Raw genomic sequence first — 17,698 nt, forward strand, 5'->3', positions numbered from 1 at the left:
AATGAGAATTGAAAAAGAAAGTATCGTGTCTTTTATTAACTACAATTACACCCCAATTAAGAAGAAACAGGTATTCACGCGTGTTTTGCTCTCTTGGGGACTTAGTGTTATCATTTACTTGATTAACCAATCTTTGATTGTGATTTTATTTACTGGAAATGTCCTTGTTACCGGTTATGCTACAAAGTTAATTTCAGCTAGTAAAATTACATTAAAACAGCAGAATTTATTTGTTGGTATCCAATCAATTAACTTATCTGTCATCTTAGTAGTGGCATCATATCGATTTGCAATATTAAATTCTAAAGATAATATGCCATTACTATTAATATTACTCTCACTGATAGTTGTTAATATAGGGTTCCTTTTAGTATTAGTTTTTCACTTAATAAAAAAGGGTGCTTACAACAGAGAGGTCCGCAATAATACAAGTATTACTAGGTGGTCATTTATTGGTAGTTTTTCTGGATTCATCGCTGCAAGGTTATTTATTAACGATACTTCTCAAGACCCAAACGCTATATTCCTTTCAGTTATGTTAATGATTATCGCTTTTTTAGAAAACTTCGAAAGCATGTTTTTATTAAAATATTTATTGCAAGTGTATCTAGAAAAACAGAACAAACTATAAGTCACTCAATTTAAATCACGAAACAAGGGAACAACACCGTTTTCAGTGCTGTTCCTTTGTGCTGATATAATCCACTAGTAACACTCATTTTAATCCTCGTTGATTTCATATTGCTCTTGCCTGTGAGCAGGCTAACGGCAAATAAGTTATGACCGTGTCGATGCTAGAGTAGACTTTACCTACCACGACGACGCCTATTACTACATGAAGAACGCGCAGGGTGACGTGACGGGCATTGTTGACAGTGAGATGAATGTCGTTGTAGAATACAGCTATGACGCATGGGGCAAGCTGATTGAGACCACCGGCAGCGAGGCTGATTTTATCGGCAAGCTGAATCCTTTCCTGTACTGTGGGTATTACTATGATGCGGAAACCGAGCTGTACTACTTGGGCAACAGATATTATGACCCGGTGACGGGTAGGTTCTTGAATGCGGACAGTAATATTTCTATTGGAGAAGATTTAACTGCTGCTATTTTATATTTGTACTGTGGAAATAATCCTGTAACAAGAGTGGACAGCGATGGTCTCATCTGGGAAAAGTTATCGTCCTTGGGTCAGGCAATTTGGAATATTCGGGAGAACAATTTAAGAGCTGCTGAAAAAATCCAGATTGAATCAGCAATTAAATATGCAAATATGTACACTACCAAGTTGGGAAAAAATAATGATTTCAGCTGGGAAATGTACTTTTATGCATTTTTATATGGAGATTCTTTAGCTGCTAATTATGCTTACGGAATTAGTGGGGGAATCAAGGTTCAGGGATGGATACAACGGTCTACAATGAATCAGCTAGGAAATCGATTTGGGCAAAAAGGTCGGACTGCATTTGGTAATGCATTAGCAAAAGGTATTGTTGGAAAAGAAGGTAGCGGAATTAAAAGATTAGCACCTGGAACTAAAGTGGCTGGAAAAGCATATCAATATGAACTAAAAGTCAAAGCAGATTATGGAGATTGGAGAATATATGGAAACATGAATGATAAAGGTCAAATTATTTTTGAATTGTTCGAGAAGGCATTGCACTAATAAGAGAGGACCAAAATATGGATACCAAAGAATTGAAAAGCTGGGTAATTAATAATAATATTGAGGAGAAAATCTACAAATATTTTAATCGGGAGTTCACTTCATACCAGACAGAATATGCAGAGGAATTTCATCAACAATTTCCGAATTATGATGAAAATTTATTAGTTCCTAAATTTTATAAGGCGGCTTTGACTCTTATATCATGGGCAGAATCAGAACAAGAATGTATTATCGTCTTCTTAAGATTTTATTATGAAAATAAATATGCTGGGGAATACAAGCTTGTATATTCTTTGGAAGGAGAATTGATTGACGATTACTTTGTGATTGATTATAAGTAAATCATTGTTTTCATTGCACCCATCTGAAAAAAGTTTTTATACTATTGACACAATTTGTAAAATATGTAAAAAGAAACAGAAATGCTTATAAGCATTTCTATTTCTTTTTATGACTTCCTTGTTAAAATTTAAAGAGGTATCCCCAATAACCGTACCAGATCAGCTCGATTTACGAGGGACAAACTCACTGGAACAGTTTCTCAGTTTCTGCGGTAATGATATCTCCTGACGAATTACGACGGCCAATTCCTCACCTATGACCAGATCGGCAATCCCCTCACCTACCGCGACGGCATGAGTTTCACCTGGGCAGGCCGCCACTGTCAACGGAAAAACTTCCAGCTATACCTACAACCATGATGGTATCCGTATCAGCAAGACCGTGGGCGGTACTTTAACTGATTATCTGGTGGACGGCAGCACCATTGTTGCGCAAAGAACCGGATATGATACCATATGGTTTATGTATGATAGTGACGGCACCAGAGTCGGCTTTACCTACCACGACGACGCCTATTACTACTTAAAGAACGCCCAAGGCGACGACAGGTATTGTTGACAGTAACCTCAGCACCATTGTAGAATACATCTATGATGCTTGGGATAAGCTTCTTACTAACACCAGCAGCGACGACAAGACCAACTTCATCGGCAAGCTAAATCCTTTGCTATACCGTGGGTATCATTTTTCAACTAGAGGTCTTTATGTTAAAAAAATTTATAACTATCATTTTTCTACTTGCCTGTATTTGTTCATTCGTTTCATGTGAGGAAACGACCGAATATCCTATTGGAGGTAGGGATACTCATGACTATTTTGGAAATGCTCGAATTGTTGTTTTAATTGGAACGTATCCCGATTCTAATGATAAAAAATATGTACTATATGACCGAGAAAAAATTGCAGCAATAGATACCATAACGAATTATCAAGAGATAAAACCATATGTATATACTATCGGAGAAAAGGGATATACAAAGTTAAATTATGAGACTGGCGAATTAACTCAATCTTTAAGCGTATGGGATTTTTCAAAAGATGATCAAAGCGTTGTTAAAGAGATTCACAAGAATAAAATTTAATATTTTAGAAACTTCTATAAATCCTGAGAAACCATTGTTGCGTGTAAAAGAACCCCGCTTCTATGAAGCGGGGTTCTTTTACACGCAAAATCAAAATCCAGGTGAAATTGGCCTTATAAAAACGGGAAGGTGCACAGACTGCACTAAAAAAACACGATAAAAAGTCAAGTGCTTTCTTACGCAAATCCTACAAACAAAGGTAAAAAAATCGGCTATGAATTGACTGCCCTTCCTTCCATTGTTATAATTCAATCAAAGAAAGAAACGTGGCATTTGTCACAATGTTTCTGTTTTACAGAAAAAAGGCGAAAGTAGAAAGGGAGGGAGAGTATGAGGAACCGTCAGTCATACGAAAAAGTATGAGCAAAATCCGATATGGGTGCCAAACCTATCCGTGGAAAATGAATCAGAAAAAGTTTCAGGGCCAGATGCCCCATATCATTCAAGTTGCTTCGCAGGCAGGATTTGAGGGAATTGAAGCAGAAATCGGGATGCTGGGGTCTTATTTTCACCAGCCGGATCAAGTGGCAGAGCTTTTGGCACAGCAGCACATGGAGCTTGCCGCGCTGGTGCTGCATCAGCCCTGGCAAGGGGCCAAAGAAACACCGGAGGAAAAAAGTTTTTCTGATCAGGCGATCGCGTTTGTGTCCCGTTTCCCCCGTGCCAAGCTGATGTTGTCCCATCACGCCGGAGACATCCAGCGGGGAACCGGAGAGGCGCTATATGAAAGAAGGCAAAATCTGATCCGCTGCATGGAGTCGGTGACGCGCCGGGCGGGAGAACAGGGGATCGTCTGCTGTTTTCACCCCAATTCCGGCAAAAATTCCTTGTTCCGCACAGAAGAGGATTACCGTGTCCTATTTGATTTTTTGTACCGTACCGATATCGGGTATGCTCCGGACATCGGACATATTGCAAATGGGGGGATGGATCCCCTCGCGATTCTGCGCCAATATCAGGACAAAGTACGCCATGTCCATTTTAAAGATCGTTTGGGGCCGAATGAATGGGCCATTATGGGAGAAGGCACGATTGATTATCCTACGATTGTCCGTTATTTGGAAGAGCAGGAATATCGCGGCTGGGTAATGGTAGAGGATGAATCCCCCAGAGTGCTGCAGGATTCGGACGAAGTGGTTCGCCTGGATGGCCTGTATATGGCTCAATTTCAGAACAGGAGATGACAAGTTCAGTGAAACGGTATACAGTGGCTGTTTTAGGCTTAGGTGTACGGGGGAAAATCCATTTGCGGGGCCTTTTAGAGAACCCGGACCGGTATCAGGTGGTTGGCCTGTGCGATCGGGACGAATCCGTAGCGCAAAAGGTCGCGGAGGAATACGGACTGACACAGATTCCTCTGTTCACAGACGCGGAACAGCTGCTCTCCACAGTGCGTCCGGATATTTTTGTGTTTGTCACCTACCCTTCTGACCGGCTGAATATGGTCGAGCTGGCGGTTCGGTACGGCGTCAAGGGAATCTCACTGGAAAAGCCGATGGCGGAATCCCTACAGGAAGCAAAGGCTATGCGGGATTTATGCCATCAGCATGGAATCAAGGCCGTGGTGTGCCACCAGCAAAAATATCTGTCGCAAATGCGCCGGATGAAGCAGAGAATTGAAGCGGGAGAAATCGGAGAAATCCGCAAGATCCATGTGGAGACACAGGCGTGGTTTTCACAGCTGGGCACCCATTATGTGGATTACACCTTGTGGATCAACGGCGGCTACCCGGCAAAATGGGTGGTGGGACACGTTCACGGCCCCGCCACCCTGGAGGACTCCCACCCCGCTCCCGATTATCTGCTGGGGACAATGGAGCTGAAAAATGGAGTGCGGGCTTACATAGAGTGCGGTTATTTGAGTGAAGCACATAACCCGCCGGAATATGCCAGCAGCGACAACCGTCTGACCGTTTATGGAACGGACGGATATGTTTATGCCGAAACGGACGGCTTTTGGGGAGCGTGCACCAAAGCGACCAATGGAAGATTGGTGGAAGGAAAGGATCCCGGCTGGCGGAATCATCAGCAGGTGCCGATTCAGACGCCGTATTATACCGAATTCGCCGAATGGATGGACAATGATTCCAAGCCGCATTCCTGTAACATCGATATTTCGTACCATGGTTATGAGATTCTGGAGGCCATGTGTCTGAGCGCTCTGAATCATACCCGAATAGACCTGCCGATTCAGGAATTCAGCTACGCGCCCGTTCTGGAGCGAATGAAAACGATGCTGCCACCCTGCGGAACCCAGCGAATGAAACTGTATGACGGAAAAATCCCGAGAAAAGAAAGGGATTAGGCTATGAAAAATACGACTGAAAAAGAGATTTGGGTCAATGGAAACTCCTTTCATGTAGAAATCACCGGGCAGGGAACGCCGCTGGTTCTCATTATGGGCTTAGGGGCTCCCGGTGAAAAATGGAACCCAAATGTCAAGGTATATGCCCAGCATTTTCAATGTATTACACTAGATAATCGAGGGGTGGGGCGCTCCGATAAGCCGAAGGCAGAAGCCTACTCCACCATAGAAATGGCGGAGGACGTCCTGGGAATTATGGACGCTTTAGAGATATCGCAGGCCCATGTGAACGGTGTTTCCATGGGCGGAGCGATCGCCCAGCACCTGGCGGCCCGGCATCCCCACAGAGTCCGCTCTCTTGTTCTGACCAGCACCTTTGCCAGTGTCAGCAACAGCTTTCGCCGAGCCATTGAAGCTCTGCGGGACAGTGTGGAGCAGCTCGACAAAACCACGTTTAAACATCTGAATCAGTGGATGACCTTTTCTCAAAGCATTCAGAACACCTGTGAGGACATGCTTTGGAAGGCGGAGCGTCAGGACGCTCTGTATCCGTATCCCATGCCCGCTTATGCCTATCGGGCCCAGTGCAATGCCTGCCTGGCCCATGATGCTACGCTGGAGCTGTGCCGCATCACTTCCCCCACGCTCATTGCCGCGGGTTCCAGAGACCTGTTTGTGCCAATCGAAAAAACGATGGAACTGTATGAAGGGATCGCTGCCAGTGAATTGTATCTGTGTAAAAACGGCGGCCATGTTCATCAATGGGAGCAGCCGGAGGCTTATAACCGGGCGACACTGGACTTTTTCCTGCGGCACGATCAATAGAAACAGAGGAATCAAAAAGGGAGAGAATCTTAGATTCTCTCCCTTTTTGATTCCTCTGACCAATGCGGATAAACGGAAGGAAATATCATCCAATTTTGATGAAAAAAGGATTGTAGGCTGATCAAATACGTGCTTTTCAAAGAAAGGTAAGATGTTTGTGTGGTCTTATCTAATAAAATTCGCAAAAATAATTGCACGTTTCATAGCAAACCAGAAGGCGCCATGTTAAAAATACACAAAAAATCATAACAATATTTACACTTTATTGACAAAGGTAATATGAATCGATATAATTTAAGTGTAATAAATATAAAAAAACAAATAAATCGACAAATTTTATATATAGTTTTACTTCTGCTGACAGCTTCTTCGCAGATAATATGAATTTATTCTAGGGCAGATAAAAGATGACAGGAGGATGTCTTATGCAGGACAAACCAACCAAGCATTCCTTATCCGTCAAAGTTGCGGAGCAGATCAATGATTTGATTATCCGAGATAAACTGAAACCTGGAACAAAACTTCCCAATGAGGCGCAGCTGGCGGAAATGTGCGGAGTCAGCCGCCCCACGGTACGAGAGGCAATGAAAATGCTGAAGGCACAGAACATTATCGTAATCCGGCAGGGCGACGGCACCTATGTTTGTGACTTTACGGGGCTGGGGGATGATCCGCTGGGCTTTCGCTACATTGACCGGGCAAAGCTTACCGAAAGCGTATTTGAAGTAAGGCTGATCATTGAACCCCAAATTGCGGCTCTGGCGGTGGAGAGGGCCACTCCCGAAGAAATTCAACAGATGGAGCAGATTGTTCAGAAGATGTACACCATCAATTACCGCGATCCGGCCCGTCTGGAGCTGGATATTCAGTTCCACACCCTGATTGCCAAGTGCTCTAAAAACGCGGTGTTCAATCAGGTCATCCCCGTCATTTACGAAACGATCCAGAAAGGGATCGTCATTTTGGCGGAATCGGAAGAGAGCTTCAGCCTTTCCCAGCATATGCATAACGATATTTTTCAGGCGTTTGTGCACCGGGACAGCTGTCGTGCGCAAAACGCAGTCACCACTCATATTTACACCTCGCTGGATAACATCAGACGACTGAAGAAAGGAAAGGCGTAATATGAAAGTAAAACAGGGTCACTGGATTTGGCCGTATTTGCTGATCGCTCCCGCATTGCTTACAATGCTTTGTGTGGTTTTTATTCCTGTGGTACAGGCGATCGTTACCAGTTTTCAGTATTACGATCTTCGTTATCCAGGCAAGACACAATTTCTCGGTCTGGGAAATTATATCGAAATTTTCACCCAGGACCCGCAGTTCTGGCCTTCCATTTTCCGGACCCTGGTCTGGGTCGTATTCGGTGTGGGTCTGCAATTCCTGTTTGGTTTCATTCTGGCCCTGATTTTGAACCGCAAATTTTTTGGCTGCGGTGTTGTGCGCGCTCTGTCCATGGTTCCATGGGTTACCCCCGGCGTACTGATCGGCTTGATGTGGCGGTGGCTGTATGATGGAAATTACGGCGTCATCAACGACGTTCTGATCCGACTGGGGATTTTAGAGCACGGAATCTCTTTTTTGTCCCGGCACGAGGCCGCAATGCCGGCGGCGGTTGTTTCGGTAGTGTGGCAGGGAATTCCGTTCTTTGCCCTGATGCTTCTGGCCGCTTTGCAGGGTGTATCCAGTGACATGTACGAGGCGGCGGATATTGACGGCGCATCCGGCGCGCAAAAACTCTTCTACATAACAATTCCATCCATTAAAAATACCCTGTTTGTCACCGTGCTTCTGCGGATCATCTGGGTGGCCAATTCGGTAGATATCATTCAGAACATGACCGCGGGCGGCCCGGCCTACGCAACCCAGACACTGAGCATTTATGTGTATCAGAAGGCCCATGTGCTGAATCTGGGCTACGCTTCGGCAATGTCGGTCATTTTGGCCGTGCTTCTTCTGGTAGTGGCCGTGCCGTATCTGCGGTTTACGTTTCAGAGCGAGCGGAGTTGAAGGAGGGATTGAGATGAAAGTAAAGCATCACTCCGCAGAGGCGGTCAAATTCACACTGACACTGGTTCTTCCCGTTTTACTGTTCCTGATCTTTTTGCTGTTTCCTTTCTACTGGATGTTTATTACCTCCGTAAAACCGGACGCTGAAATTTATGCCAGCCCTCTTTTGTATTGGCCGCAGCACTGGACCTGGATGACCTATGAAAAGCTGTTCGGCTATTTTAATTTTATCAAATACATGAAAAACAGTCTGACGGTAGCGGTTGCCACCATGGTGGTCTCTCTGGTGTTTTCCACCCTGGCCGCGTACGCCTTTTCCCGGTTCGAGTTCAAAGGGCGCAAGTTTCTTATGGGACTGTTTCTTTCCAATAACATGTTCCCCACCGTGCTTTTAATGATCCCGCTGTACTCCATTATGCGGTCGATGAATCTGCTGTATACGCCCACCGGTCTGGTTCTGGCATACACTACGTTTACTATTCCGTTTTCGGTCTGGCTGATCCAGGGCTTTATCCGGGACGTTCCCTTTTCCCTGGAAGAAGCCGCTCTGATCGACGGGTGCAATCGAACCGGCGCGTTTGTCCGGATTTTCCTTCCCATTTTGACCCCCTGTCTTCTGGCCGCCGGCGTATACATTTTCATGCAGGGGTGGAACGAATACACCTTGTCCTCTATGTTCACGAATCCCGCAACCCGTACCATACCCGTGGCGTTGAACAGCCTGATCGGCCAGCTGGGTGTAGAATGGGACATGCTGTGTGCAGGCGGCACGATCACGGTGCTCCCGGTTTGTATCATGTTCTTCTTTGCGCAGAAAAAGCTGGTTTCCGGCCTGACAGCAGGAGCTGTCAAAGGATAGGCCTTGTTTGGCAGTGGCCCATATTTCCTAGAAAAGATGGGGAATTTGTAATAAAAGGAGAATAGAGAAATGAAAAAGGTAATAGCGACGTTCCTGGCAGGCGTGATGCTCACCTCTTCTTTGGCCGGATGTGGCGGCAATAACTCTTCTTCCGTATCCTCCGGGTCAGATCCTTCCGGTAAGCAAGCAACAAAGCTGTCCTATTGGTATTGGGCAGACAATACAGAACAGTCCGATCTGATGCAGAGCATTGTCAAACAGTACAACGAAACCAACGACAAGAACATTCTGGTCACCGCAGAGGAATATCCCTGGGACAGCGGCGGGTTTACCGATTCGATTTTCACGGCGATTATGGGCGGCGGCGGGCCGGATCTCTCCACCTTTAAGCTTCAGGCAGGCAAAAATTTTGCAGCCAATCACCTTTTGGCAGACATGAGCTCTTATGTGGAGGCGTGGCAGGATAAATCCCAGATCAACGACGGAATCTGGCAGATGATGAAGGCCTCTACCGGCGATGAAAAGCTGTCGGTTCTGCCGTGGACACTGGAAGCTCTGTATGTCTATTACAGACCGTCTTATTTCCAGAAGGCCGGCATAGAAAAGGCCCCCACCACCTTTGATGAATTTCTGGACGCCATCAAAAAGACAACAATGGATACCAACGGGGACGGAAAAACGGATGTTTACGGCCTGGGCCTGCGCGGAGCCGGAGGCGGACATGAGCATTTGGGCAGCTTTTTGTATGCCTATGGCGCAAACTGGGATGATTTGACCACTCCGCAGGCTGTGGAAGCTTACAATGCCTATCTGAACATTTTCAAGAGCGGCTATGCTCCCGATTCCGCGCCCAATGCGGCTTACGCCGAAACAGTGGACGGCTTTAAAAGCGGCCTGACAGCGATGATCATCCATCATATCGGTTCCAGTGCCATCTGGTCCGAAACGTTTGGCGATGATGTGGCGGCATTCCCTGTTCCGGCGGGCAAGGGCGGACAATGGACCTGCACCGGAGATACGTGCCTCACCGTTTATGAGCAGTGCGAAAACAAAGAAGCCGCGTTTGATTTCTATCAGTACATGACCACGGGCGAAGGCGGAACCACGTGGTTCAAATCCACCGGCAAGGGCCTGGGGACCGAGAACGTAGTTGCCACCAGCGAATATAAGGACAATAAGTTCCAGACCGTTGCGGCCGAAAGCCTGAAGCACGCCGGCGTACTCCCCCCTACAGATACCCTGACGGAATTCATCAACAGCACCTGGGCCAATACCAATCAGCAGGCGCTGTTGGGGCAGATTTCTGCAGAAGACGCTTTAAAAATCATGCAGAAATCCCTGCATGCCGAATAGGAAAGAAAAGCAGCACGGTCACTGATAAGGATCATGGAAAAGGGAGATCTCGCGAAAAGCCAACGTGTTTTTGAAGCATCTCCCTTTTTCAAAAGAAAGAAGGAGCAAAAATGGAAATCGCCTCTTATGAGTTTACCGGCGAAGGAATGCGCCGAATGTACGAGAATGAAAAGTGGACGGTAGGCATCAAAAATTGGAAGCCGGCAAATGACATCACCGGCTTGGATATGCTGGAACGGCACAATGAGACAGACGAGCTGTTTGTACTGCTGTCGGGTTCCTGCACACTGATTTCCGCAGAAGAAACGGAAAATGGCTGGGCGTTTGATAAGGTAGAAATGCAGCCGGGGCGGGTATATAACATTCCGCGCACTCTGTGGCACAACACGATCACCCAAAAGGATACCAAAATGATTCTGATCGAGGATTCCAATACTGGAGAAAGCAACAGTGATTTTCACCGGCTGACAGCAGAAGACCTTAAAGCAATCCGGCAGCTGGTGCAATCCAAATAACCGTAAGAAAATGTATTGCCTGATGATGGCAGACTGAACATAGAAAAGATGGAGGATGTCATGAAATACGGTGTGCATCGGCTGACCTGGGGAAAGCACTTTGATCAGAATGACCTCAAAACCTTCTTCCGGCAGGTAAAAGAAACCGGCGCCGAAACAGTGGAAATGCGCCCGCCGGACGAAACCTTGCAGGGCGACCGAAAAAAAACAGCGGAAATCAGAAAATTGGCGGAAGAGATGGGAATCCAGCTACTGTTTTGTTATGGGTATCCCAAGGGGATCGACATGCGGTCATCCGATCCTTTTATTCGGCAGTACGCCGTCGAGCATTTGAAGCGGGCGGTAGAAGCGGCTTATTACTTGGGCGGTACAGAAATCGGGGGTATTTTGTATTCCACATGGCCCACGGATTACCAGAACGATATGATTACTCCCGAAGTAAAATATGAGCGGACACAATACAGCCTGGAATGCATTCGTAAGGTCATTCCAACGGCGGAGGACTACCATATTCAGCTGAATATGGAAATCGCCAACCGGTTTGAAAATTATATCATCAATACGGTACAGGAGGGTCTGGATTTTATCCGTCAGGTGGAAAGCGATCACTGCGGCCTTCTGCTGGATGTCTTCCATATGAACCTGGAGGAAGACGACGTGCTTCAGGCGATCCGCTGTGCAAAGGGGCATATCGGACAGTTTCATGTATCGGAGCCTAACCGTCAGATCCCTTATCAAAACAAGCGAATCAACTGGCAGGAAATCGGCAGAACCCTGCGGGAAATCGGGTACGACGGCACAGTGACAATGGAAGCCGTGGTGGCCTTTGATGACGAAGCTTCCTATAACCTGCGCATGTGGCGCAACCAGATCGCAGACACCGGCATGGAAGCGCGGATCGCCGCGATGAAAGCAGGATTGATCTTTTTAAAACAGCAGTTTGAGCCGTCAGAGTTTTTAGAAAAGGCTCGGGCTTAATTTAAAAAAGAAAACGGACAAAAAAAGCAACTTTTTCTTGTTGCAAGAAGGGCTTACCCGATGCAGCCTTGGAACGCGTTCCCGGGTATGCCGGACGAGCAGCGGAAAAGGGTGGAGATCTTTTGCCCATTTTCCCGATGGATGAAAACCGGCAAGCTGACAGGAAAAGGAGAAATAGTATTATGAAATTCTTTATTGATACCGCCAATCTGGCTGAAATTGATGAAATGGTACGAACCGGCATCGTAGATGGAGTAACAACGAATCCTTCCATTATTGCGCGGGAGGGCAAGGATTTAAAAGAAACTCTGCTGAAAATCTGCGACATGGTGGAAGGTCCGGTCAACGGAGAGGTTCTGGCTCCGGATGCGGACGGTATGGTGCGGGAAGCACAGGAAATCGCCGGATGGCATGAGAACATGGTGGTAAAAATCCCGATGGCACAGGAGGGCATTACCGCTGTGTCCCGGCTGTCTAAAATGGGAATCAAAACCAATGTGACCACCGTGTACGACGCCGCACAGGCTCTGATTGTGGCGAAGGCGGGCGCCACTTACGTCAGCCCCTTCGTGGGACGCTCTGACGATGTTTTGATGGACGGCCTGAAAATGCTGGAGGATATTGCGGAAATTTACCGGATCTACCATATCAAGACCCAGATCATCGCCGCCAGCATGAGAACCCCTACCTATGTGGTGGGTGCGGCGAAGGCAGGCGCGGATATTGCCACGATTCCCTACGAATGCATGAAGAAAATGTTCTGGCACCCCATGACCGACGTCAGTCTGGAGGGCTTTATGTCCGACTGGAAAAAAGCGATGGGCGACAAGAAGATTCTGTAAGCAAAAGGAGTAACAATGATGCGCAATATCGAGTATTTGGAGCAGCAGGCAAAGCAGATCCGCAGGCTGATTATCCGGTCCATCGGGAAAGCGGGCTCCGGGCATCCGGGCGGTTCCCTGTCCTGTGCAGACCTGATGGCAGCGTTATATTTTGACGTGATGAACATCAAGCCGCAAGAGCCCTTATGGGAGGATCGGGATCGGTTTGTGTTATCCAAGGGTCATGCATGCCCGGCGCTGTATGCCGCGCTGGCCATGAAAGGCTATTACCCAATGGAAGAGCTGGATCACCTGCGGGAGCTGGGTTCCATTCTGCAAGGGCATCCCTATTCGGGGAAGACCCCCGGTGTGGATGTTTCTACCGGTTCCCTCGGCCAGGGCCTGTCGGTGGCCAACGGCATCGCTCTGGGCGCCCGGCTGGATGGAAAGGACTATTACGTTTACTGCCTGATGGGAGATGGAGAAACCGAGGAGGGGCAAGTGTGGGAGGCCGCTATGAGCACCGTCCACTACCGTTTGGATCATGTGATCGCCTTTGTGGATTACAACCATCTTCAGATTGACGGTACCATCGAAGAAATTATGGGAAATGTAAATGTGGCAGGGCGTTTTGAAGCCTTCGGCTGGAACGTGCTGACGATCGACGGCCATAATACAGAGGAAATTCTGCAGGCAATTGATTCTGCGAAAGAAAGCAAAGGGATTCCTACGATGATCGTCATGAATACCGTAAAGGGCAAGGGCGTATCGTTCATGGAAAATCAGGTTGGGTGGCATGGCAGTGCGCCATCTGCCGACCAGGTGGCTCAAGCACTGAAAGAACTGGGGGAATAACGGATGAGTGAGCTGATCGCGACAAGAGACGCCTTTGGACAGGCTATCATAGAATTCGCAGAGAACAATGAAAAAGTTGTGGTACTGGATGCCGACCTGGCAAAAGCCACCATGAGCTGCAAATTTAAGGACGCGTATCCCAACCGCTTTTTTGATATGGGAATCGCGGAGTGTGATCTGGTAGGAACCGCCGCGGGTCTGGCAACCACGGGGAAAATTCCGTTCGCCTGCACGTTCGCAGTATTTGCAGCAGGCCGCGCGTTTGAGCAAATTCGCAATTCTGTGGCATATCCCCATTTGAATGTAAAAATCTGCGGAAGCCACGGCGGAATTTCAGTAGGCAAGGACGGCGCGACCCACCAGGCGGTGGAGGATTTGGCTGTGATGGCAGCCGTGCCGAACATGGTCGTTCTGAATCCCGGAGACGCAGTGGAAATGCGGGCCGCAGTCAAGGCAATGATCGACTACGATGGCCCGGTGTATATCCGTCTGGGGCGCAACCCGGTTCCAGTCGTGTTTGATCCGGATACCTATTGCTTCCAAATCGGAAAGGGTATCAAAGTAAGAAAGGGCAAGGACGTGACCTTGGTCGCCACAGGAAGCCTGCTGGACATCGCCAATCAGGCGGCGGAAAAACTGCTGGCGGAAGGGATTCAGGCGGAAGTCATCAACATTGCGACGATCAAGCCCCTGGATAAGGATTTGATTGTGGAGTCCGCCAAAAAGACACAGCGGGTCGTCGTGCTGGAGGAAGGAATCATTGTGGGAGGGCTCGGTTCGGCAGTGGCTCATGCGCTTTCCGAGCAATATCCGGTTCCGATGCGTTATATCGGAATGGATGATTGCTTTGGCCAGTCGGGCGATCCTGTCGCTTTGATGGAATACTATGGCATGACGGCGGAAGAAACCGTTCGCAAGGTGAAAGAACTGCTGTGAGCCAGCAGTAACCAGAATATCAAATATTTTATCATTAGGTGTTAAGTCATCAGACGGGACAGAGAAAAGATGGGTTGCCCAACGATCGGGCAACCCATCTTTTCTCTGTTGTATGTAATAAAGCGTCCCATACTTTCAGGACTATCTGTGCGGTGTGTTTGGCGGCAAGATGGAGGGACTCATCGGAACGCCAGCCTCACGGTTTTCAAAGAGTAGCTTCCGCAGTGCTGTTGAAATGGATATGTTGACACGTATGGTTGCATCTGTTCTCCAGATTTTCAAAAACGATTATGAAAAACTATGTGTTAAGACAATCCGAGATGTGAAACAGATGAATATTTCTATTGATATACTTAAAGCGATCAATGAAGCCGAGGATAATATTTAGTCATAATTACAAAAAAACAAGAAGTTGTGTAACAAATTCACTACCTTATTCGTTATGTATATAAAAGGGAAAATATTCCTTCTTTTATTTCCTGATATGTACCTGTGGCTTACCATCTATCCAGACTATTACTGCAATAATAACCTAGGCATCGACATCTATAATGAATAATAGGGAATCTTTGTGCGGTATTGCCTAAACAACATTAAGGAGGTAAAAAATGTACAAGCGAATAAGTAGTTTATTGATGGTAATGGTTCTGTCTTTGATGGTGATCATCCCAGTTTCTGCACAGGAAAATACTCAGAAAACAATTGCCCTTCCGACCTCATCGAGCACAGCGAGCGCTGAAGGTATAATTGAGGTTCCTATTGGGCCAGATTCTGAAAACTCGATTCAATCGGTAAATGGTATTACGCTTACCGCTGTACGAAATGGGAACACTGAAGATTGTGAAGTCTATCTTAACTGGGCTGGCACTGGTCAATATAGTGGGTGGAAATTCACTTCATTAACTGTCGATAATGGCTCTTCTTTATATACTGAGACATACTTAGATATGGACGGTAGAGTTTATTATTGCCCCGCAGCCACTGTTGGTTCATTAAAGATTGCAGATGTAGAAATTCCAACAGATCAAAAAAAAGCAAAAATAACAATCAAGGGGTTACTCGGATACAACAACTTGACTTCGAGTTGGATCTCAGCCTATGTTGCTCCAAAAATTGGAACCATCAATTAATATAACAAAGTATGGTGAACCTATGTTAAACTATGACGAGCAAGTACGAATGTTCAAGGACTCTATACCAATTGGACCTAAAACAATTCCTGAACTGGTCGATTGGCTTAGAAAACAAGTTGACATAAAGGAAATTCCACTCAGCGCTCTTCCCGGTCGTGCTTTGCAGACCGCCAAACATAATGCAATGACTTGCATTCTCAATGACGGTTTACAATTAAAGCCCGACGATATGTCTTTCCTCGCGTTTGAAGTGAAAATAAATCCAAAAAGCAGTCGATATTCTGACACTCTATATGATCACAACATGATCTATGTTGTATTCGAGGAACATAATGGATATATTTTTTCAAATAGTAATCGACTGTTTCTCGATCTTGAATTCATTCGCGGAGTTTCTCAGCACGAATTAGATACAGAGGGAAATGAATTTCGCTCCTTGCTTTCTCACTTAGCAATTTCCTATTGTGAGGAACATAACATCTTAGATTAGTATAATTAGAAGGCAATACCGTACAAAGATTCTCTATTATAAAAAGCTAAAAATTCTTGGCGGATTGACATCAGCCGACAATATTAGTGTTGCTGATACTACAATGGGGAAGGTTGTGTAGAATAATTCTTTTAAAACACAAGGTGAAAAGTCATGCCCGAAATAAGGCTTATTTTAAACTCACGCTATTTTCGCATTGCCCGTACTGGTGAGCAGGCAGACGGCGAGTTTATCGATTTTGCCCATTTGTATTCGTCGCGGAATCGTCATTGACAGATCTTTTTCCTGTAAGCATTCCAAGATCAGCTTTGTTCAGTTGATCGTAAACAAAACCAGTTAAGGTGATACGGCAATTACCAATAAGAACAGCTCCCTTTTTAGGGAGCTGTTCTTATTGGTGAACCATGGGGATTCGAACCCCGGACACCCTGATTAAAAGTCATATTGACCCAGTGCTGTGTACTGCATTTCTTATAGGAAATCGTAAGCGTTTTAGCCTTTCACCATTGAAGCTCCTACTTCATCTGCTTTTGCTGAGGTCTTTTCAGCATTTGATCGATTTGTTCTTCTGTCAACCCAAGCTCTTTGAGTCGATTTTTTTGTTCCTCCGTGAGTGTGCCGTTTGTGGCAGATTGTAATATCTCCATTGCCTTTTTCATCGTTTCAGAGTTCATTCCACCGGGAGTACCTTGCCCCATTCCACCCTTTTGATCTGAACCGCCCAATGCGGTCAAGTTCACGGAGGAGGAATCAACCAACTGATCTGAATTTGTTTTTTGTCCTTCCGTAGTAGAAGGAATCGTGCCGCTGAGCTGGCCCTGCATGCTTTCTCCGCGCAGCGTGCCTAATTTCTTCAGCTCACTGACTGCGGCCTCATACTCCTCAGAGCTATAAAACGCAGAGGGGTCTTCTTTGACATAACTCGAAATCAGAGTGTTGATTTCATTTACTTTCTCCTCGAATTTTCCATTTGAAAAATAACCGTCAACGATCTGCTGTAAATATTCATGGTATTTTTCCAGGTATTCCGGTACCTCCAGAAGCTTAGATATCATGGGACGATCCTCCATAGAGACTCCAGAAACGGGGGTACCGATCGGGAAATTAACAACCGAGCTCGCATCCTGTGATTGGAAGCTCCCGAATGCCATGTTGTAATCCCATGGCAGCATGCTGATCTGTCCGTTGTTTTCATAAAGATAATAGTTATGGCCCATATTGCTGGAATAGCTGTCCAGATTTACTACGGCCGTATGTGCCGCCAGATACCGCAGCACAGCATCTACATCCACATATTTTTCCAGATCGGTTCCACTGTTCAAATTTTTAATGGCCTCAATGACACGCTTATGATCTGACTCATCGGTTTTGGTTTCGGCATTATCAAATATAGAGGAATAGCTGGACTCTTCATCATCCGTATAAATCAGTGCAGTGGCATCATCAGACTGCATTCCTCCGCCGCCCCCCTGCCTTTGACCACCGTCAAAGTTCGGCGGGGCCTGCTGGCCATCTTCTTTCTTTT

Annotated in this window: 21 protein-coding genes; 20 read left to right on the forward strand and 1 reads right to left on the reverse strand. The window is 46.4% G+C overall.

Annotation, left to right across the window (positions count from 1 at the left end; genetic code table 11):
* The first annotated feature begins 1 nt into the window (after nucleotide 1).
* The 20 genes from TY09_RS11195 (at nucleotide 2) to TY09_RS11285 (ending at nucleotide 16,173) form a co-directional block, all read left to right on the forward strand.
* Nucleotides 2-631: a hypothetical protein gene (locus TY09_RS11195; protein WP_042434342.1), complete on the forward strand. Its 630-nt coding sequence runs from the start codon at nucleotides 2-4 to the stop codon at nucleotides 629-631.
* A gap of 225 nt (nucleotides 632-856) precedes the next feature.
* Nucleotides 857-1,666: an RHS repeat-associated core domain-containing protein gene (locus tag TY09_RS17640; protein ID WP_187119606.1), complete on the forward strand. Its 810-nt coding sequence runs from the start codon at nucleotides 857-859 to the stop codon at nucleotides 1,664-1,666.
* Between the two features lie 17 nt (nucleotides 1,667-1,683).
* The gene (locus TY09_RS11205) at nucleotides 1,684-2,010 is read left to right on the forward strand and encodes a hypothetical protein (RefSeq protein ID WP_009061556.1); all 327 of its coding nucleotides are present in this window, start codon (nucleotides 1,684-1,686) and stop codon (nucleotides 2,008-2,010) included.
* A 382-nt stretch (nucleotides 2,011-2,392) separates the two neighbouring features.
* Nucleotides 2,393-2,569 (forward strand): hypothetical protein, encoded by a 177-nt coding sequence (locus tag TY09_RS18350; RefSeq protein WP_157037050.1) that lies wholly within the window; start codon nucleotides 2,393-2,395, stop codon nucleotides 2,567-2,569.
* Nucleotides 2,570-2,715: 146 nt separating this feature from the next.
* Nucleotides 2,716-3,093 (forward strand): hypothetical protein, encoded by a 378-nt coding sequence (locus tag TY09_RS11210; RefSeq protein WP_042434345.1) that lies wholly within the window; start codon nucleotides 2,716-2,718, stop codon nucleotides 3,091-3,093.
* Nucleotides 3,094-3,494: 401 nt separating this feature from the next.
* Nucleotides 3,495-4,277 (forward strand): sugar phosphate isomerase/epimerase family protein, encoded by a 783-nt coding sequence (locus TY09_RS11215; RefSeq protein ID WP_187119607.1) that lies wholly within the window; start codon nucleotides 3,495-3,497, stop codon nucleotides 4,275-4,277.
* Between the two features lie 8 nt (nucleotides 4,278-4,285).
* The gene (locus TY09_RS11220) at nucleotides 4,286-5,398 is read left to right on the forward strand and encodes a Gfo/Idh/MocA family protein (protein ID WP_042434351.1); all 1,113 of its coding nucleotides are present in this window, start codon (nucleotides 4,286-4,288) and stop codon (nucleotides 5,396-5,398) included.
* A gap of 3 nt (nucleotides 5,399-5,401) precedes the next feature.
* Nucleotides 5,402-6,223 carry an alpha/beta fold hydrolase gene (locus TY09_RS11225; RefSeq protein WP_042434354.1) on the forward strand — a complete coding sequence of 274 codons (822 nt, stop codon included), beginning with the start codon at nucleotides 5,402-5,404 and terminating at the stop codon, nucleotides 6,221-6,223.
* Between the two features lie 425 nt (nucleotides 6,224-6,648).
* Complete coding sequence (locus TY09_RS11230) at nucleotides 6,649-7,347, forward strand: FadR/GntR family transcriptional regulator (protein ID WP_009061552.1); 699 nt, start codon at nucleotides 6,649-6,651, stop codon at nucleotides 7,345-7,347.
* A gap of 1 nt (nucleotide 7,348) precedes the next feature.
* Complete coding sequence (locus TY09_RS11235) at nucleotides 7,349-8,233, forward strand: carbohydrate ABC transporter permease (protein WP_042434357.1); 885 nt, start codon at nucleotides 7,349-7,351, stop codon at nucleotides 8,231-8,233.
* A 13-nt stretch (nucleotides 8,234-8,246) separates the two neighbouring features.
* Nucleotides 8,247-9,092 carry a carbohydrate ABC transporter permease gene (locus TY09_RS11240; RefSeq protein ID WP_042434360.1) on the forward strand — a complete coding sequence of 282 codons (846 nt, stop codon included), beginning with the start codon at nucleotides 8,247-8,249 and terminating at the stop codon, nucleotides 9,090-9,092.
* 69 nt (nucleotides 9,093-9,161) lie between these two features.
* Nucleotides 9,162-10,445, forward strand: coding sequence for an ABC transporter substrate-binding protein (locus TY09_RS11245; RefSeq protein WP_042434363.1), 1,284 nt, complete (start codon nucleotides 9,162-9,164; stop codon nucleotides 10,443-10,445).
* Nucleotides 10,446-10,555: 110 nt separating this feature from the next.
* Nucleotides 10,556-10,960 carry a cupin domain-containing protein gene (locus TY09_RS11250; protein WP_042434366.1) on the forward strand — a complete coding sequence of 135 codons (405 nt, stop codon included), beginning with the start codon at nucleotides 10,556-10,558 and terminating at the stop codon, nucleotides 10,958-10,960.
* A 60-nt stretch (nucleotides 10,961-11,020) separates the two neighbouring features.
* On the forward strand, nucleotides 11,021-11,938 hold the full coding sequence (locus TY09_RS11255) for a sugar phosphate isomerase/epimerase family protein (RefSeq protein WP_052335612.1): 918 nt from the start codon (nucleotides 11,021-11,023) through the stop codon (nucleotides 11,936-11,938).
* Nucleotides 11,939-12,120: 182 nt separating this feature from the next.
* On the forward strand, nucleotides 12,121-12,780 hold the full coding sequence (fsa, locus tag TY09_RS11260; RefSeq protein WP_042434368.1) for a fructose-6-phosphate aldolase: 660 nt from the start codon (nucleotides 12,121-12,123) through the stop codon (nucleotides 12,778-12,780).
* Nucleotides 12,781-12,795: 15 nt separating this feature from the next.
* The gene (locus TY09_RS11265; RefSeq protein ID WP_042434371.1) at nucleotides 12,796-13,614 is read left to right on the forward strand and encodes a transketolase; all 819 of its coding nucleotides are present in this window, start codon (nucleotides 12,796-12,798) and stop codon (nucleotides 13,612-13,614) included.
* Nucleotides 13,615-13,617: 3 nt separating this feature from the next.
* Entirely contained in the window at nucleotides 13,618-14,550 is a 933-nt protein-coding gene (locus TY09_RS11270; RefSeq protein WP_042434374.1) for a transketolase family protein, read from the forward strand.
* Between the two features lie 169 nt (nucleotides 14,551-14,719).
* Nucleotides 14,720-14,938: a hypothetical protein gene (locus TY09_RS11275; protein WP_042434377.1), complete on the forward strand. Its 219-nt coding sequence runs from the start codon at nucleotides 14,720-14,722 to the stop codon at nucleotides 14,936-14,938.
* 220 nt (nucleotides 14,939-15,158) lie between these two features.
* Nucleotides 15,159-15,680 (forward strand): hypothetical protein, encoded by a 522-nt coding sequence (locus TY09_RS11280; RefSeq protein ID WP_042434380.1) that lies wholly within the window; start codon nucleotides 15,159-15,161, stop codon nucleotides 15,678-15,680.
* 22 nt (nucleotides 15,681-15,702) lie between these two features.
* Nucleotides 15,703-16,173 (forward strand): hypothetical protein, encoded by a 471-nt coding sequence (locus TY09_RS11285; protein WP_147584664.1) that lies wholly within the window; start codon nucleotides 15,703-15,705, stop codon nucleotides 16,171-16,173.
* Nucleotides 16,174-16,688: 515 nt separating this feature from the next.
* On the opposite strand, the gene TY09_RS11290 is transcribed toward TY09_RS11285, so the two are convergent.
* Nucleotides 16,689-17,698, reverse strand: a 1,010-nt coding sequence (locus TY09_RS11290) for a CotH kinase family protein (protein WP_187119608.1), incomplete at its 5' end; no start/stop codon positions are given.

It is taken from the genome of Faecalispora jeddahensis (assembly GCF_000577335.1).
Taxonomy (GTDB): Bacteria; Bacillota; Clostridia; order Oscillospirales; family Acutalibacteraceae; genus Faecalispora; species Faecalispora jeddahensis.